The following is a 21,379-nucleotide window of genomic DNA, read 5'->3' on the forward strand; positions in this document are numbered from 1 at the left end:
CGTGTGGGCCTCTCCCCCCTTGTGGGGGAGGGGCCCATTTCGCGTTGCCGGGCGGTTTGCGCCCGGTGGCTCGCAGAGGGCCTGTTTCGGTCACCCGCGTTGCTCCGGATGTCGCGTAACGGGTGATTCGCGAGGGCTGAACTCATCGGAATCAGCCAGCCCGAATGGTCCATACCATTGACTTGCGGGGGGTCGCCTTCTAGCGTTGCGGTTGCCGCGAGGCCGATGCCAGACGGGGCCCTGGGAAGCACAACTCCCTTACCCGTCAAGGAATATGACGGTCCGTCGGCGGATTCCTGCGGCGTGGACCCCGTCTTCCTCGGGGTCCGTGCCGCGCGGCACACGGGGGGCACGGCACATGAGGGGCACTACCGGTACGGACTTCACGGGAGGCGGCGGTCTGCCGCTGAGCCACGGACAGGAACGGCTCTGGTTCCTGGACCAGCTGGACCCCGGGGACGCCTCCTACAACATTCCACTGGTGCTCCGGCTGTCCGGTCCCCTGTCCGTGGAGGCGCTGCGGACGGCGTTCGACGGGACCGTGGCCCGGCACGAGGCACTGCGCACCAGGTTCCCCGACGCGGACGGCCGCCCCGTCGCGGTCGTCGAACCGGCGGCCGCCTTCCCCGTCGAGGTCCTGGACCTGCGGGCGGACGGCGCGGCGGGGCGGGCCGACGCGATCCTCGCCGCCCGGACCAACGGCGCGTTCGACCTCGCAGGCGGCCCGTTGCTGCGGGTCACCCTGCTGCGCACCGCCGACGAGGAACACCTGCTGTGCGTGGTGCTCCACCACATCGTCGCCGACGGCTGGTCGCTGAACCTGCTCCGCACGGAGCTTGAGACCCGGTACGCCGCACACCTGGACGGCCGCGTCGTCGAGCTGCCGGACGTCCTGCCGTACACCGTCCACGCGGCCCGCGAGCGGGAGTCCGCGCAGGGCCCCGAGGCGCAGCGGGCGCTGGACTACTGGCGGGAGCGGCTGGCCGGTGCCCCGGTGCTGGACCTGCACTCCGGGGACGGGACCGCGGGGCCGGACGGGCCCGACGGGCCGGACGGACAGGGCGGACTCGGCAGACAAGGTGCCTTCCACACCCGGCGGCTGGCCGGAGCGGCGGCCGGGGTGGACGCGCTCGCCAAGGAACGCCGCTGTACGCCGTTCATGGTGCTGCTGGCCGCCTACCAGTGCCTGCTGCACCGCTGGACCGGGCAGGACGACTTCTGCGTGGGCGTCCCGGCGGCCGGCCGGGGCGAACCCGAACTGGAGGAGCTGATCGGCTACTTCTCCACCACGCTCGTCCTGCGGGCGGAGCTGGCGGACGGCCCGGCCTTCGGTGAACTGCTGCGGCGCGTGCGCAGGTCCGCGCTGGCCGCCTTCACCCACGACCGGGTGCCGTTCGAGCGCCTCATCGACGAACTGGGCGTCGAACGCAGGCTGGGAGGCAGCCCGCTGTTCCAGACCCTGCTCACCGTCCACACCCAGGACGAGGGCGACGGCGGCGAGCGGACGTTCGCCGGTCTGCGGTGCGCGGAGGCCGACGGCGGGCATGCGGCGAGCAAGTTCGAACTGATGCTGGACATCCGCCGCGAGGGCGCCGACCTGGTCACCGTCTTCGGCTACCGGACCGGCCTGCTGGACGCGGACCGGGTGGCCGTGCTCGCCGGGAGCTTCGAGACGCTGCTGCGCGGCGCGCTCGGCGCGCCGGACACCCCGGTACCCGAGCTGCCCGTCCTCACCGGGCCGGAGCGCGAGGAACTGCGCACGCTGGGCACCGGTCCCGAGGCGCACGCGGCCGACGCCGTCGCGCTGCCCCGGGTACTGGCCGGGGTGGCGGCCGGGGAACACGGCGCGTCCGTCGCCGTGCGGGGGCCGGACGCCACGCTGACCCACCGCGCACTGTGGGACGCGGCCGGGGCGCTGGCCGTGCGGCTGCACGGGGCCGGGGTGCGGCGCGGCGATGTCGTCGGGGTCTGCCTGCCGCGTGGTGCGGCGGCCGTCACGGCGATGCTGGGCGCGTGGCGGGCAGGTGCCGCGTATCTGCCGCTCGACCTCGCCTACCCGGCGCCCCGGCTGGAGTTCATGGTCCGGGACGCGGGTGTCCGCGTCGTGGTCGGGCCCGCCGCCGGCACCGCGCCCTGGCTCCCCGACGGGGTCGCCGTACTCGGCGAGGAGGCCGGCGAGCCCGGCACCCCCGACCCCGCCTGGCAGGCCGGGCCGGACGACGCCGCCTACCTGATCCACACCTCCGGCTCCACCGGCACTCCCAAGGGCGTGGTGGTGCCGCACCGCGCGCTGGCGGCCCGGGTCGCCGGGATGCGCCGGGACTACGGGATCACACCCGGGGACCGGATCCTCCAGTTCGCCTCGCTCAGCTTCGACACCCACGCGGAGGAGATCTACCCCGCGCTCACCGCGGGGGCCCGCCTCGTCGTCGCGGAGAGCGGCGACACCCTGCCGGACCTGCTCGCCGCCGGGCACGGGCGGGAGGTGACGGTGCTGGACCTGCCCACCCCGTACTGGCACCAGCTGGCCGACACCGTCGACACCGTGGCCTGGCCGCCCGGACTGCGGCTGCTGATCCTCGGCGCCGACCAGGTCTCACCCGCGGCGGTCGCCGCCTGGCGGGCGCATTTCGGGGAGCGGGTCCGCGTCGTCAACTCCTACGGCCCGACCGAGACCACGGTGATCGCCAGCGCGGCGGACCTGGGCCCGGCCGACGCGACGCGCCGGCCCCCCGTCGGACGCCCGCTCGACGGAACGACCCTTGCGGTGTGCGACGCGCGGGGCCGGCTGCTGCCGCGCGGCGCCGCCGGTGAGCTGCTGATCGGCGGCGCCGGGGTGACGTACGGCTACCGGGGCCGCCCGGGTGCCACCGCCCGGGTCTTCGTGCCCGACCCGTGGGGGCCGCCGGGCGCGCTGCGCTACCGGTCCGGGGACCTGGTGCGGTGGCGGTCCGACGGGCAGCTGGAGTTCCTGGGCCGGATCGACGCGCAGATCAAGGTACGCGGCTTCCGGGTGGAGCCCGGGGAGGTCGAGGCGGCACTGCTGGGCCTGCCCGGCGTGGGCCGGGCCGCTGTCGTCGTCCGCGACGAGGCCCTGGTCGGCTATGTCGTCGCGGCGGCGGAGCACCGGGGCGATGCGCTCCGGCCCGCGTCGCTGCGGGCCGCCCTCGCCGACACCCTGCCGGCCCATCTGGTGCCGAACTCGCTGGTCGTGCTGGACGGTCTGCCGCTCACCCCGAACGGCAAGCTGGACCGGCGGGCGCTGCCCGCCCCCGAACGGCGGCCCGAACTCCGGGGCGGCTACGTGGCCCCGCGTACGGACGCCGAGTCCCTGGTCACCGACGTCTGGGCGGAGGTCCTGGGCCTCGACCGGGTCGGGGCCCTGGACGACTTCTTCGACCTCGGCGGGCATTCACTGCTCGCCACCCGGGTGGTCGCCCGCATCCGCGCGGCGGCCGGTCTCACGGTGCCGCTGCGGGTGCTGTTCGCCCACCGGACCGCCCAGGCCTTCGCCGTCGCGGTGGAAGACCTCCTGCTGGCGGAGATCGACGCCCTGTCCGAAGCGGACGCGGAGGAACTCCTCGCGGCCTCGGCCGCACCGGAAAGAAACGGAACCACGGCGTGAGCAGCACCGAAGCCATATCCGGTACGGACGCGGCGGGACCGGACACGGGGACCGCCGCGCCGGAGCCCGCCGGGACACCGGAGCCCGCCGGTCCCCCCGGCAGACCGTCAGCGGCCGCGCTCTCCGAGGCCAAGCGGGCGCTGCTCGCCCAGCGGCTGCGCGGCCGGGACCGCACCGTACGGGCGATCCCCGCCCGTACCGCCGGGAGCGTGCCGCCGCTGTCCTTCGCGCAGGAGCGGCTCTGGTTCATGGAGCAGTTCGCGCCCGGCACCGCCGCGTACAACATCCCCGTCGCCAGGCGGCTGCGCGGCCCGCTGGACCGTCCCGCGCTCCAGCGGGCGCTGGACGCGGTGACCGCCCGGCACGAGACCCTGCGCTCCCGCTACCCGTCCACCGACGACGGCCGCCCGGTCCTGGAGATCGCCGAACCGGGCCCGTTCGCGTTGCGCACCGCCGACGCCGGCAGCGTCGAGGAGGCCGGCCGGCTGGTGGACGAACTGGCGGCGGAACCCTTCGACGTGGTCACCGGCCCGCTGGTCAACGCGGCTCTGATCCGGCTGGCCGACGACGACCACGTGCTGCTCCTGGTCGTGCACCACAGCGTCAGCGACGGCTGGTCCAGCGAGGTGCTGGTCTCCGAGATCCTGCGCGGCTACACCGCGTACGCCTCGGGCCGCCCCGACCCGCTTCCCGAACTCCCCGTCCAGTACGGCGATTTCGCCGTCTGGCAGCGGGAACGGCTCACCGGCGCGCGGCTCGCCGGGGAGGTCGCGTACTGGCAGGAGGAACTCGCCGGCGTCCAGCCGCTGGAGCTGCCCCGCGCCCGCCCCCGCCCCGAGCGGCAGACCTTCGACGGAGCCGGCTACGGCTTCGACGTCGACCGTGAGCTGCTGGACCGGCTCACCGAGCTCGGCCGGGCCCACGGCGCGACCGCGCACATGGTGCTCCTCGCCGCGTTCCAGCTGGTGCTCGCCCGGTTCAGCGGACAGCGGGACTTCGCGGTCGGCTCACCGGTCGCCGGCCGCCCCGAGCCGGAACTGGAGGGCCTGGTGGGGATGTTCGTCAACGTCCTGGCCTTCCGCGCCCGGCTGGACGGCGACCCCACCTTCACCGAGCTCGTCGCCAGGACCAGGGAGACCTGTCTGGAGGCCTACGCACACCAGGAACTGCCGTTCGCCCAGATGGTGTCGGAGCTCAAGGTGGAACGCGACGTCTCGCGCTCCCCGGTGTTCCAGGCGGTGCTCGCCATCCAGAACTACGCGGTGCGCGGCGACGGGGCCGGCGAGCGGACGGACCTGGACGTGGAGGCGTTCGGGCTGCGCGCCGCAGGCACCCGGTTCGACATCGAGCTCTTCCTGATGGAGTGGCCCGACGGGCTGCACGGCGCCTTCAACTACAACACCGACCTGTTCGACGAGGCGGACGTCGCCCGGATCGGCGGCTGCCTCGGCCGGCTGCTGCGGGCCGTCGCCGACCGTCCCGACGTGCCCCTGTCCACGCTGGACCTCCTCGCACCCGATGAGCGGGAGCAGTTGGTCGTCGAGTGGAACGACACCGCGCGCGCCTTCCCGGACGACGCCACCCTCCCCGGGCTCGTCGCCGCGCAGACCGCCGCCACCCCGGACGCCGTCGCCGTCGACTTCGAGGGCGCCACCCTCACGTACGCGGAGCTCGACCTGGCCGCCGCCCGGGTCGCCAGGCGGCTGCACGCCGAGGGCGTGGGGCCCGGCTCGCTCGTCGCGGTCAGCGCGGAACGCTCGCCGGAGCTCGTCGCCGGGCTCCTCGGCGTGCTGCGGACCGGGGCCGGCTACACCCCGCTGGACCCGGAGTACCCGGCCGAACGCCTCGCGTCGATGCTGGCCGACAGCGGTGCCGCGGTGCTGCTCACGCAGGCCCGGCTGCCCGTCCCCGAGGAGTGCGGGGCGCGCGTCCTGCTGCTGGAGGAGTCGGCGTCCTGGCCCGGCGACGGACCGCTGCCCGGGGGGCCGGCCGCCGACGACACCGCGTACATGATCTACACCTCCGGTTCGACCGGCCGGCCCAAGGGGGTGCCCAACACCCACCGTGCCCTCGTCAACCGGCTGCTGTGGATGCGCCGCACCTACGGGGTGGGGCCGGACGACGCGGTGCTGCACAAGACCCCGACCGGCTTCGACGTCTCGGTGTGGGAGCTGTTCCTGCCGCTGCTGTCCGGGGCCCGTCTGGTCGTCACCAGGCCGGGTGGTCACAAGGACGCCGCCCACCTGCGGGACACCATCGCCGACCGGGGCGTCACCCTCGCCCACTTCGTGCCCTCGATGCTCGACATGTTCCTCGCCGAGGACGGCATCGAGCGCTGCGCGGGGCTGCGCCAGGTCGTGTGCAGCGGTGAGGAGCTCCCGCCGCGCACCGCAAGGGAGTTCACCGCCAGGCTGCCGCACTGCGGGCTCGCGAACCTGTACGGCCCGACCGAGGCCGCCATCGACGTCAGCAGCTGGGAGTGCGCGGGCCCGCTGGAGACCGTGCCGATCGGCGCGCCCGTCGACAACACCCGGCTGTACGTCCTGGACGCGGACCTGCGCCCCGCCCCCGTCGGCACCCCGGGCGAGCTGCACATCGGCGGCGTACAGGTCTCGCTGGGCTACCACCGCAGACCCGGGCTGACGGCCTCCCGCTATGTCCCCGACCCGTTCGGTGAGCCCGGCTCCCGGCTCTACCGGACCGGTGACCTGGCCCGCTGGCGCCCGGACGGGCAGCTCGAACACCTCGGCAGGATCGACCAGCAGGTCAAGCTGCGCGGCATGCGCATCGAACCCGGCGAGATCGAGGCCGCGCTGTGCGCCGAACCCGAGGTGGCCGCCGCCGCGGTCGTCGTGCGCGAGGACAACCCGGGGGACAAGCGGCTGGTCGCATACGTGGTGCCCCGGCCGGACACCGCCGCCGGTGAGGCCCCCGAGCCCGACACGAAGGCGCTGCGGACCGCGCTGCGGCGCACCCTTCCCGACTACATGGTGCCGGCCGCGTTCGTCGGCCTGGCCGCGCTGCCGCTCTCCCCGAACGGCAAGCTTGACCGCCGCGCCCTGCCCGCCCCGCAGATCCGGCGGTCCGGCGGCGACGCGCCCGTCGCGCCCGGGACCGGGACCGAGCGGGTGCTGGCGGACATCTGGGCCGAGGTGCTGACCCTGCCCGAGGTCGGCATCGACGACGACTTCTTCGACCTCGGCGGCCACTCGCTGCTCGCCACCCAGGTGGTGGCACGGGTCCGCAAGCGGCTGCCCGGTGTGGGCGCCCGACCGGTCAGTGTGATGGACCTGTTCACCTGCCGCACGGTGCGCGAACTGGCCGCCCTCGCCGACCTCGACGAGTCCGAGCGCGGCCCCAGCCGGCTGCTGCACCGGCTCACGAAGCCGGCTCCCGAGGCCACCCGCACCCTGTCGCTGGTCTGTGTGCCCTACGGCGGCGGCAGCGCGGTCGTCTACCAGCCGGTCGCCGACGAACTGCCCGACGGCTACGACCTGTGGTCGGTCGCCATCCCCGGACACGACATCGGGGTCACCGAACGCCACCTGCCGTTCGGTGAACTCGCCGAGGGCATCGCCGCCGAGGTGGCCGAACGGGTCGCCGGCCCCATCGCCCTGTACGGGCACTGCGGCGTCGGCAGCGCCCTGACCGTGGCGGTGGCCCGGCTCCTGGAACGCTCCGGCCGGGAGCTGGAAGCCGTCTACATCGGCGCGCAGTTCCCCTTCGCCCGGCCCCGCAGCAAGGTGCTCGGCGCGCTCAGCAGGATCTCCGCCCTCGAACCGCTGCTGGGCGACCGGGTGTACGTCAACTGGCTGCGCTCCATGGGCGCCGAGGTCGGCGAACTCGACGAGACACAGACGCGGTTCATCATCGGCAACATGCGCAGCGACTCCAAGGCCGCCGAGGAGTACTTCACCTCGGTGCTGGACGAGGTCGAGCGGGGCGGCGACCGGCTGCGGGCACCGGTGATCTCCGTCATCGGCAACCGCGACCCGGCCACCGACTTCTACCAGGAGCGCTACCGCGAGTGGCAGATGCTCGCCGAACGCTCCGCCGTCGCCGTCCTCGACGAGGGCGGGCACTTCTTCCTGAAGTACCGTGCCGCCGAGCTCGCCGAGATCGTCACCCGTACCCACCCCGCCCTCGTGACCGGGACGGCGGCCGACGAGCTGCCCGCGCGGGCCGACGACGGTCCGTGGTGGTTCCACGGCGTCAGCGACCGCGTCCCGGAGGGCCCGGACGGGACGGGGACCGGGCAGGCACCGCCGGGCACCCCGCCACCACCGGCGCCGGAGAGCGGCCCGGCCCCCAGCATGGTGCGCTTCCTGCTGGTCGCCCTCGGCCAGCTGCTGTCCATCACCGGCTCCGCGCTCACCGAGTTCGCACTGCCCGTCTGGATCTACCTGGAGACCGGCTCGATGGGCCGGTACGCGCTGTACGCCGTGATCGGGATGCTGCCCGGCATCCTGATCGGCCCGGTGGCCGGGGCGATCGTGGACCGGCTCGACCGTCGCCGGGTGATGCTGGTCAGCGACGTGGTCGCCGCCGTCACCCAGGCAGCGCTCCTCACCCTGCTGCTCTCCGGACACCTCCACTCCTGGCACATCTACGTACTGCTCGCCGTCCTGTCGATGGCGCTGACCTTCCAGCGCCTGGCCTACGCCTCGGCGGTGCCGCAGCTGGTGCCCAAGCAGTACCTCGGCCACGCCAACGGCATCGTCCAGATGGCCTTCGGCGTCGCGCAGTTCGTCGTCCCGCTGGTCGCGGTCGCCCTGATGGCGGCGATCGGACTGAAGGGCATCCTCATCCTGGACGTGGCGAGCTACGCGGTCGCCATCGGTGTGCTGCTGTGCGTGAGGTTCCCCGTCACGATGGCCTGGAGCCGTCGCGAGTCCCTGATCGCCGAGATCAAGCACGGCTTCCAGCACTCCTGGCACAACCGGGGCTTTCGCGCGATGCTGCTCTGGTTCGCCGGACTGAACATCTTCCTCTCGCCGCTCTTCCTGCTGCTCACCCCGCTGGTGCTGTCCTTCGACTCGCTGGCGGCGGCGGCCCGCGTCGCGGTGGCCGGCGGCGCCGGAGCCATCCTCGGCGGAATCGCGATGGGCTTCTGGGGCGGGCCGGTGCGCCACCGGCTGCGCGGCATGCTCGGCCTCGCCGCGCTGCTGGCGGTGGCCTGCGCCCTGGTGGGCGTCCGGGCCGACCTGTGGGTGATCGGGGCCGGGGCGTTCGGGATGTCGTTCGCCCTGTCCATGGTCAACGGCGTCTACACGACGATCGTCCAGATCAAGGTCCCGCAGCGCTTCCACGGGCGGGTGTTCGCGCTCAACACGATGGTCGCCTGGTCGACCCTGCCGATCGGGCACGGGATCATCGCCCCGGCCGGTGCCGCGCTGTTCGGGCCGCTGCTGGAGGACGACGGACCACTCGCGTCCACGGTCGGCGCCGTCATCGGCACCGGGCCGGGCCGGGGCATCGGCTTCATGTACGTGCTGTTCGGCGCGGCGATGCTGGTCCTGGTCGCGGTGGGCCTGCGGATGCGGGTGCTGTCCCGCTTCGACCTGGACGTCCCCGACGCGCTCCCGGACGACCTGGTGGGCATCCAGGAACTCGAACGCCGGATGGCCGGGGCGCGCGCGGGGAAGGCGAAGGCCGGGGCCCGGGGCGGTGGCCTCGTCACCACCGGACCGGCAGGCTCCGCAGGCCGTTCGCAGGGCGAGGCATGAGCGCCGCCCCGGCCCCGGCGCGGCGGGTGCGGCCCGCCGGCCCCACGAGCCTGCCTGCCCTGCTGGAGCACCGCGCCGCCACCGCCCCAGACCGCCCGGCGCTGCTGTGCGGCCCCCACCGGCTGGCCTTCGGCCAGTGGCACGACCGGGCGCGGGCGCTGGCGTCCGGGCTGCGGGCCCGGGGGCACGCGGCCGGGGACCGGGTGGCGCTGCGCTACGGGAGCGCAGACTGGGCCGAGTACGCGGTCGCCTACTGCGGGGTCCTGATGGCCGGCTGCGTGGCCGTCCCGGTGTCGGACCGTCAGGCCCCGGCGGTGTTCGCCCATGTGCTGCGGGACAGCGGGGCCGCTCTGGTGCTGCACGCGGCCGGGGAACCCCCGCCGGCCCTCCCGGCACCGGACGGCCCGGCCCCGCCGGTCCGTACGGCGACCGTCGCCGAGGTCACCACGGCCCGTGACCCGAGCGCCGGGGCGCTCCCGCTCCCCGCCCCGGACACGCTCGCCCAGATCCTCTACACCTCCGGCACCACAGGTGTGCCCAAGGGGGTCACCGCCACCCACGGCAACCTGGCGCACGGCTGCACCCTCGACGAACGCCGCCGCCCGCTGCGGCACTCCGCGTACTTCCTGCACGCCTTCCCGGTGGGGACGAACGCGGGACAGACGATGCTGGTCAACGCGCTGGACTCGGCGGCGGCCGGGATCGCCGCACCCCGGTTCACGCCCGCCCGCTTCGCCCGCCTCATCGAGGAGCACGCCGTGGGCAGCGTCTTCCTCGTCCCGGCCATGGCCATCGAACTGCTCGGCTCGGGCCCCGCGCGGCGGTTCTCCACCGACAGTGTCCGGCTGGTCGGCTCGACCGCCGCCGCCCTCCCGCAGCCCGTCGCCGTCGGGCTCGCGGACGCCTTCCCCCGGGCCCAGATCGTCAACTACTACACCTCGACCGAGGCGGCCCCCGCACAGGTCACCCTCCTGTTCGACCCCGAGCGGCCCGAGTCGCCCGGCCGCCCCGCATCCCTGAGCGAGCTGCGGATCACCGCCGCCGACGGCACCCCGCTGCCGGCCGGGGAACCCGGCGAGGTGTGGCTGCGTACCCCCGCGTCGCCGCGCACCTACCTCGGGGACCCGGAGGCCGGCGCCGAGGTGTTCCAGGGCCGCTGGGTCCGGATGGGAGACCTCGGCCGGCTCGACGACGAGGGCTACCTGCACCTGCTCGACCGCGAACGGGACGTGGTCAAGTCCGGTGCCCACAAGGTGTCCACCCTCCAGGTGGAGAACGCGCTGCACGCCCACCCGGCCGTGGCCGACGCCGCCGCCCTCGGAGTGCCGCACCCCGTGCTCGGATCCGTGGTCGCCGCCGTCGTCGTGCCACGCGGCGAGGTGACGGTGCCGGAGCTGCGCACCTTCCTGCTGGACCGGCTGGCCCCGCACGAGCTCCCGGCCCGGCTGCTGTTCCGTTCCGGCCTGCCCCGCAACGAGGGCGGCAAGATCCTCAAGCGCGAACTGCGCCTGCTCCTGGACGACGAGGCACCGCGATGACGAATACCGCCCCCCAGGGCCTCAGCCCGGCCCAGCACGGCATGTGGGTCACCGAACAGGTGCTGCACGCCGGTTCGGCCCACCACCTGTCGCTCACCGTCCGCTTCACCGGCCCGCCGGACGCCGCAGCGCTCGCCGCCGCCTGCGCGCGCGTCACCCGCCTCCACCCGGTGCTGACGGCGCGCCTCGACCCGGCCGGCCCCGCTCTCGAACCGGGCGTCGCCGGCGCGGAGCTGCGCCGGCTCAGCTGCGCCCCGCAGGAGGTGGAGGCGGTGCTGCGCGCGGAGACGGTGCGCCCCTTCGACCTGTCCGGGGGACCACTGGTGCGGTTCGCACTCGTGGCCGGCGGCCGCGACCGGCAGCTGCTCCACGTCGTCGCCCACCACCTGGTGTTCGACGGCACGTCCAAGGACGTCCTGCTGGCCGCGCTGGGCGGCGCCCCCGCTCCCGCCGCGCGGCCGGGGCCGCCCCCGGTGCCGGAGGAGTCCGCCGTCGCCGCCGCGGCCGCGTTCTGGTCGGGCCGCGACCACGACACCGGCACCCCGGCTCTTCCCGGACTGTCCGCCGCGCCGAAGGACACGTGTGCGCCCGCGCCCGGCGCGTCCGTCCCCTTCACCATGGACACCGCGCTGCGTGACCGCCTCACCCGGGCCGCCGCAGACCTGGGTGCCACCCCCTTCGAGGTGCTGCTCGCCACCTGGCACACCCTGCTCCTGCGCTACGGCAGCACGGCGCCCGCCACCGCCCTGGAGCTGAGCATCCGCCGCCCCGAGGACGCCGGGCACATCGGCCTGTACGTCAACGAACTGCCGGTCCTCACCCACCCGGACCCACAGCGCCCCTTCGCCCTGTTCGTCCAGGACGTACGGACCGAACTGCGGGCCCTGTACGAGCACCGCACCGTCCCGCTGGCCCGCGCGGTGCGCGGGCTCACCCCGCGCACCGCGCTCACCCCGGTCTCGGTCAGCTACCGGCGCCGCGGCGGAGGGGACCTGCCGGAACTCGGCTTCGGCCGCGCCGAGACGGTGGACTGGACGGGCTTCACCCACACCGTCCGCAACCTGCTGCACCTCCAGCTCGTCGACGGCCCCGCCCGGATCGACGGCTCACTCCAGTACCGCGCCGACGCCTTCGCCCCCGGCGCACCGGAACGCATCGCCGGCCACTTCCTCACGCTGCTCGACGCGGCGCTGGCCGCACCGCGCACCCCGCTCGCCGGACTCCCCCTGCTGACCGGGCAGGAGCGGCGGCGGGTCCTGGGCTCCGCCGGCGCCGGGCCCGCCGCCTGCCCGCCCGGTGCCACGGTCGTCGGCATGTTCAGCGCGCAGGCCGGCCGGACCCCGGACTCGGTCGCCGTGACCGGAACCGACGGCGAGGAGCTGACGTATCGCGAACTGCACGCCTCGGCAGCCGCGTTCGCCGCCCGGCTCGGCGCGCGCGGGCTGGGCGCCGGCGACCTCGTGGGTGTCCTGCTGCCACGTTCCGTCGACCAGCTGGTGGCCGTGCTCGGCGTGCTGACGGCGGGCGCCGCCTACCTCCCGCTGGACCCGGACCACCCGGCCGAGCGGCTCGCCCTCATCCTGGGCGACGCCGCACCGGCCGCCCTGGTCACCGGGGGCGACGTCCCCGCGGGGCTCCCGGCCGGCGTGCCCGTGCTCACCGTCGCCGGGCCCGCCGCCCCGGCCGCCGCCGACCCCGCACCGCCGGAGGCCGGCGATCCCGCCTACGTCATCTACACCTCGGGCTCGACCGGAACCCCCAAGGGGGTCGAGGTCCCGCACCGGGCGCTCGCCAACCTCCTCGCCACGATGGCCGAGCGGCTGGGGACGGGCGCGGCCGACCGCTGGCTCGGACTGACCACCCTGTCGTTCGACATCTCCACCGTGGAGCTGCTTCTCCCCCTGACCGCCGGGGCCCGCGTGGTCCTGGTCCCCGAGGCGCAGCAGCGCGACGGCGCGGCCCTGCTGAAGCTGATCGACGCACAGGACGTCACCCATGTGCAGGCGACGCCGAGCAGCTGGCGGCTGATGCTCGCCGCCGGGCTGCACCGGCCCGACCTGGTCGCCGTCGCCGGCGGTGAGGCGCTGCCCGGCCCGCTGGCGCGTGGTCTGGCGGACGCCACGGGCAGGCTCGTCAACGTGTACGGGCCCACCGAGACCACGGTCTGGTCGACCCTGGCCGAACTCACCGCAGGCGAGCCGGTCACCATCGGCGGCCCGCTCGCCGCCACCTCCGTCCAGGTGCTCGACGCGTACGGCGCACCGGTGCCGGACGGCATCACCGGCGAGCTGTACCTGGGCGGCGCGGGTGTCGCGCACGGCTACCGGGGGCGTCCCGGGCTGACCGCGCAGCGCTTCGTCCCCGACCCGTACGGGCCGCCCGGCTCGCGGCTGTACCGCACCGGCGACCTCGTACGACGGACGCGGGACGGCCTGCTGGAGTTCGCCGGACGCGCCGACACCCAGATCAAACTGCGCGGCCACCGCATCGAACTCGGCGAGATCGAGGCGCGGATCGGCGAGCACCCGGCGGTGGCCCAGGCGGTCGTCGTCCTCGACGCGGGCACGGACGACCCGGACGGCGGGCAGGCCCGGCTGGTCGCCTACACCGTCCCGGCGGCCGCGCCGGGCGCCCCCGCCTCGCCCGAGGCGCTGCGCGCCCATGTGGCGGCCGCCCTCCCGGCGGCGATGACCCCGGGGGTCTGGGTGTCCCTCGACACGTTCCCCCTCACCCCGAACGGCAAGCTCGACCGGGGCCGCCTGCCCGCACCGCCGCGCACCCGGGAGCAGCCGGTACCGCCGGTGTCCGGTGCGCGGGGCGCGAGCGCGGCGGACGGCGGGACGGACCGGGTCACCTCGGTGGTCCGTGACATCTGGCAGCACGTGCTGCGGCTCGACGACATCGGCCTCGACGAGGACCTCTTCGACCTCGGCGGGCACTCCCTGACGGTCACCGCCATCGCCGGCCGGATCCGCCGGGAACTCGGCGTCGACGTACCGCTCGACGTCTTCTTCGACACCCCCACGATCAACGGCGTAGCGGCCGAGGCGGCCCTACTTCAGCAGGAGGAACAGCGATGAGCGAGCAGGCGTCGTACCAGGTCGTCGTCAACGACGAGGAGCAGCACGCACTGTGGCCCGCCGGCGGCGAACTCCCCGCCGGGTGGCGGGCCGAGGGTTTCACCGGTTCGGAGGAGGCGTGCATGGCACACGTCGACGAGGTGTGGGAGGACATCCGGCCGCTGAGCCTGCGCCGCCGGCTGGCCGAGTCCGCGACGGGCGCGCGGTGACCGCCGTGCGGGAGCGGCTGGCCGGCCTCGTCGAGGTGGCGACCGACGGCGAGATCACCGCGACGGATGTCCTGGCCGAGGGGGGTTCCCTCACCGCGATCGGGGTCACCTCGCTGGCCATGCTGCGGCTGATCGATGCCCTGGAGGAGGAGTTCGGCGTGCTGATCGACCTCGACGGATCGTTCCGGCAGCTGGACGACTTCGACGCGCTCGCGGACCGGCTGGCCGCACCGGACGGGGGAGGCGGACGTGGCTGACACCGTCACGGCCGACGCCCCGGCGGACTCGTACCCGTCCGGCGTCGGCGTCGGCGTCGTGGAGGTGGCCTTCCGCGGCGAGCGGTCCGGGCGGGCCCCGCTGACCTGGGGGCAGCGGGCGATCTGGCACGCCGTACTGAGGACCGTCCCCAACGACCACTACTTCAACCTGGGCCGCGTCCTGCCCCTGGGTTCGCGCGGAAGGACCGTCGCCGTGCCCGCGGCCCTGACCGCGCTCAGCGCCCTGATGACACGTCACGAGGCGCTGCGCACCAGGCTGGTGAACGATGACGGCAGTGCGGAGCAGTCGCTCTCCGCTGACGGGACGCTGCCGGTGGCCCTCGTGGCGGCACCGGACGCCGACGCCGCGTCGCGGGTCGCGGACGACCTCCTGGACCGGCTGTCCGGCACCCGCTTCGACTACACCGGTGAGTGGCCGCTGCGCGTCGCCCTCGTCACCGTGGACGGCCTGGTCACCCACGTGGTGCTGGTCCTGTGCCACCTGGCCGCGGACGGGCACGGCGCCGAGGTCCTCGTACGGGACCTGCGCCTGCTGGCCCTGCGCGGCTCCGCAGGCCGGCCGCCCGCCACCGGCCCCCTCGACCTGGCACGCGAGCAGCACGGCGAACGGGGCAGGCGACGCGGTGCGGCGGCCCTCGACCACTGGGAGCGGGGGTACCGGTCGGCGCCGCCGACGATGTTCCCCACCGAGGTCGCCGAGCCCCGCAGCCCGCGCTTTTGGACCGGGCGGATCGTCTCCGCGGCGATGGCCCGCTCCGTCGGAGCCGTCGCGGCCGCCCACCGGGTCAGCGGCTCCACCGTGCTGCTCGCCGCGTCCGCCGCCCTGGTGGCCGCGGACCAGGGCCACCGCACCGCCGCCGTGATGCCCATCGTCGGGAACCGGACCGCCCCCGCCCTGCGCGACCTCGTCTCGACCCTCTCCCAGGACGGGCTGTTCGTCCTCGATCCGGGGGCGGTGGACGCGGACGCCCCGTTCACCGATCTGCTCCCGGACGCCTACCGGACCGCGCTGCGCACCTACCGGGCCGCCGGGTACGACCCGGTGGAGTGGGACCGGCTCGGCGAGCGGATGAGCCGGGAGCGGGGTACCGAGGTCCACCCGTACTGCTGCTTCAACGACATGCGGCTGGTGGACCGGCACGGGCCCGCCGGACCGGCGCCCACCCGGGAGGAGCTCGCGGGGGCGCGCGGGTCGACCCGGTTCGACTTCCCCGCCACCCAGGAACGGGTGGCGTGCCGCTACTGCCTGCACATCACGGAGGTCGGACCGGCCCTCGCCGTGACGCTCACCGCGGACACCGCGTATCTGCCGCCGGACGCCATCCGAGGCCACCTGTACGCGATGGAGCACCTGATCGTCGCGAGCGCGACGGGCGATGCGCCGTCCCTCGGTGAACTGCCGGAGCTGCTGAGGCGATCGTGGGGGGACGAGCGGCCATGACCCACAGCACCCACGCGACCGGCGGCGGGACGGAGCCCGGTGCGCCGGCCGTGATCCGCGCCTGGGCCGAGCGGACGTCCGCCGTGCAGGGCGGCACCCTGGCCTTCCACCGCACCGGCGGGCCCGCCAGGGTCGTCGTCACCGACGCGGTCGGCGGCGAGGTACGGCTCACCGCACCGGTCACCGGCCCGGACTGGACCCTGCGGATCCCGGAGGACTGGCCCAGCTCCCTGTACCGGGCCACGTTCGAACCGCTCGTCGACACCCCGGGGGCGCTGCGGGGCGGTGCGGACGGCGGCCTTCTCGACGAGACCGAGCACGAGGTGTGGTTCGTCGTCCGGGCCGCCCGGCCGGGCACCGGCTCGGCGATCCTCGTCTCCATCCCGTTCGCCACCTGGCGGGCGTACACCCACAGCGGCCGGCCCGGCCGGGGCCTCTACTACACCGAGCAGCCCGACCGGGCGGCCCGGGTCTCCTTCGCCTCGCCCGGCGGCGGCCCGCCCCCGGAGCGCTGGGAGGAGGGGCTGCTGCGCTGGCTGCCCCGCGCCGGATACCGGGTCGACTTCTGTTCGGGTCTCGACCTGCACGAAGGCGACGAACTCCTCTCCCACTACCGGCTGCTGGTCGTCAACGGCCACGACGAGTACTGGACGATGGAGATGCGCGACAGCGTCGAGACGTTCGCCCGGCGCGGCGGCAACCTCGCGTTCTTCGCGGCCAACACCGCGTGGTGGCAGATGCGGCTGGAGGACGGCCTGAGCACGATGGTCTGCCACCGGGACGCGGTCACCGACCCGATGACCGCGACCGACCCGAGGCGGGTCACCGTCGAGTGGTCGAGCTCCCCGGTCGACCGCCCGGAGAACTCCATGACCGGGCTCAGCTTCCGCCGGGGCGCGGGAGCCTGGGGCGAGGGCATGAAGGTGATGCTCAAGGACGCCTACACCGCACGGTTCGCCGGGCACTGGGTCTTCGAGGGGACCGGACTGGCCCAGGGCGAATCGTTCGCCCGGGGCGCGCTCGGGTACGAGACCGACGCCTGCGACCTGGAGTGGACCGGGGACGTGCCCCGGGCCACCGGCGCCGACGGCACCCCCTCCTCCTTCGTCGTCCTCGCCACCGCGGACCTGCGGCACTGGCGCGACTACGGCCAGGGCGGCGCCGCCACGATGGGGACGTTCCGGCTGGGCGCGGGCACGGTGTTCAACGCGGGCACCATCAACTGGGGCAGCGTCCTGGCGGAGGACCCGGTCGTCGACCGCATCACCCGCAACGTCCTGGACCGCCTCACGGGCGCGGTGCCCGGCGACGCCTGGGAGGTGGCGTCCGCCCCCGACGGGGTGCGCGCACTCGCGGTCTGCGAGGGCATCCTCTTCGGCGCGGACGCGGACGGCGCGCTGCTGTGCCGCGAGCCGTCCGGCCAGAACCTGCCCTGGCGCCGGATCGGCGACGCGCCGGGAGTACGGGCCCTGGCCTCGTCCCGCGAGGCGTCGGGCGCGTTCCCGCTGGAGCTGTACGCGGCCACCGACGACGGACGGCTGCTGCGCCGCGACCCGGTTCCCGGCCCGGCCGAATGGCACCCGGTCACCACGGTCCCGGCGGGCACGGCGGCGCTGGCGCTGTGCGACGCCGGGGCCTTCGCGATCACCCCGCACGACGACACACTGCACCACCTGTCCGCCCTCGACGTGGACGCGCCCTGGCGGGCGCTGGGGCCGGCGGGCGGAGCCGTCGCGCTCACCACGATGAACAGCCGCCTGTGGGCGGCGGACGCGCGGGGGACACTCCTCACCAGGCTGCCCTCGGTGGACGCCACCGGCTTCGCGCCCTGCGCGGCGCCTGGGCCGAGGGGCGGCTGCGAGGGGCTGGCCGCCCGTGCCGGGACGCTGTACGCCACCCGCTCCGGCGGGCCGTTGCGACTGCGACGGCAGCCCGTCGTCTGACGGTGCGCCCGCGCGGACGCCGCACCCCCGTCCCGTCGGGGCGCCGTACTCTTACCGTGGAGTAGTGCATCGGGGGCGGGAGGAGTCCGGCATGGGTGCTGTGAAGGGCAAGCGGATGCCGCGCGCCGTGCGCGAGCAGCAGATGATGGACGCCGCGGTGCAGACGTTCGGGCGGCGCGGCTACCGGGCCGCCTCCATGGACGAGATCGCCGAGCTGGCCGGAGTGTCCAAGCCACTGGTGTACCTGTACCTGAATTCAAAGGACGAACTGTTCACCGCGTGCATCCGCCGCGAGGCGCGGGAACTGCTCGCCGCCGTCCAGGCGGGCGCGGAACCGGGACTCCCCGCCGACCGGCAACTCTGGTCCGGGCTGCAGGCGTTCTTCACCCACACCGCGCAGAACCCGGACGGCTGGGCGGTGCTGTACCGCCAGGCGCGTACGCACGGGGAGCCCTTCGCCACCGAGGTGAGCGTGATGCGCGACGAGATCGTCGCGTTCGTCACGGGTCTGATCGGTGCCGCGGCCCGCGAGGCCCACCACGACCCGGCCCTCCCCGACCGTGACGTGGCAGGCCTCGCACAGGCGCTGGTGGGCGCCGCGGAGTCGCTCGCCGGCTGGGCCAACGAGACCCCGGGCGTCTCGGCGAAGGAGGCGGCGGCCACCCTGATGAACTTCTCCTGGGCCGGCCTGGAGAACCTGATGAACGGCCACTCCTGGCAGCCGCAGGGCCCGGGGCGCGCGCGTCCGGCCTGATCGGCGGGGGCGGAGCCCCCTCGCCCCCGCCGATACGCTCGGCCCATGAAGGTACTCATCACCGGCGGGGCCGGGTACATCGGCAGTACGGTCGGCTCCGCGTGCATCGACGCCGGGATCGAGACCGTCATCCTCGACAGTCTCGTCACCGGCCGTCGCGAATTCACCGCAGGGCGGGCCTTCTACGAGGGGGACATCGCCGACGGGCCGCTTGTCGACCGGGTCTTCGCCGAGCACCCGGACATCGAGGCCGTCGTCCACTGCGCGGCGCTGATCGTCGTCCCCGACTCGGTCGCGGACCCCGTCGGCTATTACCGGAACAACGTCACCGCGAGTCTGGAGTTCGTCGGGCACCTGCTGCGCAACGGCTGCCACCGCCTGCTGTTCAGCTCCTCCGCCTCGATCTACCGGACCGGTGACGACTTCACGGTCGACGAGGACTCCCCGCACGCCCCGCAGAGCCCCTACGCCCGTACCAAGGCCGTGTGCGAGTCGATGTTCGCGGACATCGCCGCTGCCGAGCCGGTACGGGTGCTGTCGCTGCGCTACTTCAATCCCGTCGGGGCTGATCCGATGCTCCGTACCGGTCTGCAGCTGCGCCGCCCCAGCCACGCCCTCGGCATGCTGATCTCCGCCCACGAGGCCGGAGTTCCCTTCAGCATCACCGGTACCGACTGGAACACCCGCGACGGTTCCGGCATCCGCGACTACGTCCACGTCTGGGATCTCGCCGCCGCACATGTCGCCGCGCTGCAACGTTTCGACGGGCTGTTCGGCGACGGAACCACGTCCATGGCGATCAACCTGGGCACCGGGACCGGGACCACGGTCCGCGAGCTCGTCGATGCCTTCAACGAGGTTGTCGACGAGCCGGTCAAGACGCGGGACGTCGAGTCACGGCCCGGTGACGTCGCCGGTGCCTGTACCGGCGGCGACCGGGCCGCCCGCCTCCTCGACTGGCGCCCTCGGTATTCGGTCGCCGACGGGATCCGCGACTCACTGCGCTGGGCCGAGGTCCGTGACGACCGGCTGAGCTGAACCGCGGCCGGGGATCGGGGCCGGGCTCAGGCCTGCCCCGTGATGGTCACCACCACCCGTACCGCGTCCTCCTTGCCCGGGAGCAGGGTGGCCAGGCAGTGGTCGACCGCTCTGCGGGTGGCCCGTGCGACCTCCACCGCGCGGGCGTCGCGGCGGGCGACGATCTGGATGTCGAGCCTCGGGGGCGAGGTGGCGCTGCCCCGGCTCATCCGCACCCCGGCGTGACGGGTGCCGGCCGCGGTCCGGGCGGTGGCCGGCAGGGCCGAGCGCAGGAGCTGGGCGACACCCGGTTTCAGGAACGCCACGCCCTCCACGCCCTCCACGGCCCTGGCGACCTCCTCGGTGAGCGTTCTCCGGCGGGTCCGCTCGGTGTCCTGGGTCATCGGGCGGCCCTTTCCTCGGGGGTGTCCTCTTCGGGGTCGAGCAGATCGGTGATGCGGATGTCGAGTTCCGTGATGTCGAGGCCCAGTCCGTCGTCCACCGCCTCGCGCACCCGCCGCCGTACCCGGTCGGCGAGTTCCGTCAGGTCGTGGGTGAGCGGGACGTGGAGTTCGAGGCGTACGTCGATCCTGGCCGGGCCTGCGGGGTGCGGGGCGCCGGGGACGATCCAGCAGGAGCCGGCGCGTACGCCGGTCACCGTCTCGGCGGCCGTGCGGACGGTGCGCGCGGCCACCGCCTCCATGATCCACAGGTCCTCGTCGGGTTCGCCCAGCGGGAGCGGGCGCCCCGGGCGCAGTTCGAGCCGTACGACGTCCATCACGCGCTGGGTCAGCGGCGTGGCGTCGTACGTCTGCGTCGTGTCGGTCTCCTCCCGCAGGCCGCGGACCGCGGACTCCAGGCCCGCCAGCTCGTCCACGGCGCGCCGGCAGTGCGGGCAGCCGTCCAGGTGCGGATCGGCCGTGCCCCGTTCCCAGAGGTCCCAGACGTGGGAGAGCAGGCGGCCGCAGGGCAGCCGCTCGTCGTCCGCGTCATCGGTGGCCTCGGGGTGGGGCGGGTCGGTATGGGTGGTCATCGCCAGGCCCCCAGTTCCTGTGTCAGACAGCGTCGTGCGCGGAAGACGCGGGCCCGGACAGCCTCCTGGCTGATGCCGACCGCGTCCGCGATGAATTCGTAGGACTGGCCGTCCAATTCTCTCAGCACCCAGCAGGTGCGCTGCTCGGGAGAGAGTGAGGACAGGGCCTCGTGGAGGTCCCCGGCGGCGGCCCGCGACTCCGCGAGCCTGGTCGGGGACACGGCGTGGTCGGGGGCCGCCACCTCGCCCGCGGCCTCCAGCGGCGCGAGCGGTCTGCGGCGGCGCAGGACGTTGAGGCAGCGGTTGGTGACGATCCGGTACATCCAGGTCCCGAACGACGACTGGTGCTGGAAGCCGGGCAGCTTGCGCCAAGCGCTGATCAGCGCGTCCTGCACCGCGTCCTCCGCCTCGGGCACGCTGCCCAGGAGCCGGGTGGCCAGGCGGATCAGCGGCGGCGCGTGCCGGCGCACGAGTGTCGCGAACGCCTCCTCGTCGCCCTCCGCCGCGCGCACGGCGAGCAGGCCGTCATCGGTGTCGGCCCGGTCCTCGTCGGCCGCTGATGCGATCTGTCTGCGGGCCCCCGGCACAGGGCGGCTCCTTTGTCGTTCGGTCGTCGGGCGGTGGTGGCAGTGGCGTATCGGGCGGTGGGTCTGTGGGGCGGCCGGTCGGGGCCCCTGAGGGTGGGACACGTGAACTGCGGTTCTGTGACGCGCGGACCGCGCGGACCGGGCGGAC

The 21,379-nt window shown here is 74.6% G+C and carries 13 protein-coding genes; 10 read left to right on the forward strand and 3 right to left on the reverse strand.

Annotated features, from left to right (window positions below; all coding sequences use genetic code 11):
* The first annotated feature begins 358 nt into the window (after positions 1-358).
* The 10 genes from ACGFU6_RS23550 to galE all read left to right on the forward strand — a co-directional run bounded on the left by ACGFU6_RS23550 (position 359) and on the right by galE (position 19,632).
* A complete protein-coding gene (locus ACGFU6_RS23550; RefSeq protein ID WP_393613559.1) occupies positions 359-3,625 on the forward strand; it encodes an amino acid adenylation domain-containing protein in 3,267 nt (1,088 codons plus the stop codon).
* The gene (locus ACGFU6_RS23555; protein WP_393613560.1) at positions 3,622-9,351 is read left to right on the forward strand and encodes an amino acid adenylation domain-containing protein; all 5,730 of its coding nucleotides are present in this window, start codon (positions 3,622-3,624) and stop codon (positions 9,349-9,351) included. The genes ACGFU6_RS23550 and ACGFU6_RS23555 overlap by 4 nt, the downstream gene beginning before the upstream one ends.
* Complete coding sequence (locus ACGFU6_RS23560; RefSeq protein ID WP_393613561.1) at positions 9,348-10,889, forward strand: AMP-binding protein; 1,542 nt, start codon at positions 9,348-9,350, stop codon at positions 10,887-10,889. The genes ACGFU6_RS23555 and ACGFU6_RS23560 overlap by 4 nt, the downstream gene beginning before the upstream one ends.
* Positions 10,886-13,969 carry an amino acid adenylation domain-containing protein gene (locus ACGFU6_RS23565; RefSeq protein ID WP_393613563.1) on the forward strand — a complete coding sequence of 1,028 codons (3,084 nt, stop codon included), beginning with the start codon at positions 10,886-10,888 and terminating at the stop codon, positions 13,967-13,969. Before ACGFU6_RS23560 ends, ACGFU6_RS23565 begins: the two co-directional genes overlap by 4 nt.
* Positions 13,966-14,178 (forward strand): MbtH family protein, encoded by a 213-nt coding sequence (locus ACGFU6_RS23570; RefSeq protein WP_393613565.1) that lies wholly within the window; start codon positions 13,966-13,968, stop codon positions 14,176-14,178. Before ACGFU6_RS23565 ends, ACGFU6_RS23570 begins: the two co-directional genes overlap by 4 nt.
* Positions 14,175-14,435 (forward strand): phosphopantetheine-binding protein, encoded by a 261-nt coding sequence (locus tag ACGFU6_RS23575; RefSeq protein ID WP_393613566.1) that lies wholly within the window; start codon positions 14,175-14,177, stop codon positions 14,433-14,435. Before ACGFU6_RS23570 ends, ACGFU6_RS23575 begins: the two co-directional genes overlap by 4 nt.
* Positions 14,428-15,897 carry a condensation domain-containing protein gene (locus tag ACGFU6_RS23580; protein ID WP_393613568.1) on the forward strand — a complete coding sequence of 490 codons (1,470 nt, stop codon included), beginning with the start codon at positions 14,428-14,430 and terminating at the stop codon, positions 15,895-15,897. The genes ACGFU6_RS23575 and ACGFU6_RS23580 overlap by 8 nt, the downstream gene beginning before the upstream one ends.
* Complete coding sequence (locus ACGFU6_RS23585) at positions 15,894-17,840, forward strand: N,N-dimethylformamidase beta subunit family domain-containing protein (RefSeq protein WP_393613570.1); 1,947 nt, start codon at positions 15,894-15,896, stop codon at positions 17,838-17,840. The genes ACGFU6_RS23580 and ACGFU6_RS23585 overlap by 4 nt, the downstream gene beginning before the upstream one ends.
* 91 nt (positions 17,841-17,931) lie before the next feature.
* The gene (locus tag ACGFU6_RS23590; RefSeq protein WP_393613572.1) at positions 17,932-18,594 is read left to right on the forward strand and encodes a TetR/AcrR family transcriptional regulator; all 663 of its coding nucleotides are present in this window, start codon (positions 17,932-17,934) and stop codon (positions 18,592-18,594) included.
* 45 nt (positions 18,595-18,639) lie between these two features.
* The gene (galE, locus tag ACGFU6_RS23595; protein WP_393613573.1) at positions 18,640-19,632 is read left to right on the forward strand and encodes a UDP-glucose 4-epimerase GalE; all 993 of its coding nucleotides are present in this window, start codon (positions 18,640-18,642) and stop codon (positions 19,630-19,632) included.
* 26 nt (positions 19,633-19,658) lie between these two features.
* Here galE and ACGFU6_RS23600 read toward each other — a convergent pair whose 3' ends face one another.
* From ACGFU6_RS23600 to ACGFU6_RS23610, 3 genes are read right to left on the reverse strand one after another with little or no spacing between them, the layout of a single operon-like run.
* Positions 19,659-20,015 (reverse strand): hypothetical protein, encoded by a 357-nt coding sequence (locus ACGFU6_RS23600; RefSeq protein WP_393613575.1) that lies wholly within the window; start codon positions 20,013-20,015, stop codon positions 19,659-19,661.
* On the reverse strand, positions 20,012-20,644 hold the full coding sequence (locus ACGFU6_RS23605) for an Asp23/Gls24 family envelope stress response protein (protein ID WP_393613576.1): 633 nt from the start codon (positions 20,642-20,644) through the stop codon (positions 20,012-20,014). The genes ACGFU6_RS23600 and ACGFU6_RS23605 overlap by 4 nt, the downstream gene beginning before the upstream one ends.
* Positions 20,641-21,231, reverse strand: a complete 591-nt coding sequence (locus ACGFU6_RS23610) for an RNA polymerase sigma factor (RefSeq protein WP_393613578.1) — start codon at positions 21,229-21,231, stop codon at positions 20,641-20,643. The genes ACGFU6_RS23605 and ACGFU6_RS23610 overlap by 4 nt, the downstream gene beginning before the upstream one ends.
* Between the last annotated feature and the right edge of the window lie 148 nt (positions 21,232-21,379).

Source organism: Streptomyces sp. NPDC048462 (assembly GCF_043200175.1).
Lineage (GTDB): Bacteria > Actinomycetota > Actinomycetes > Streptomycetales > Streptomycetaceae > Streptomyces.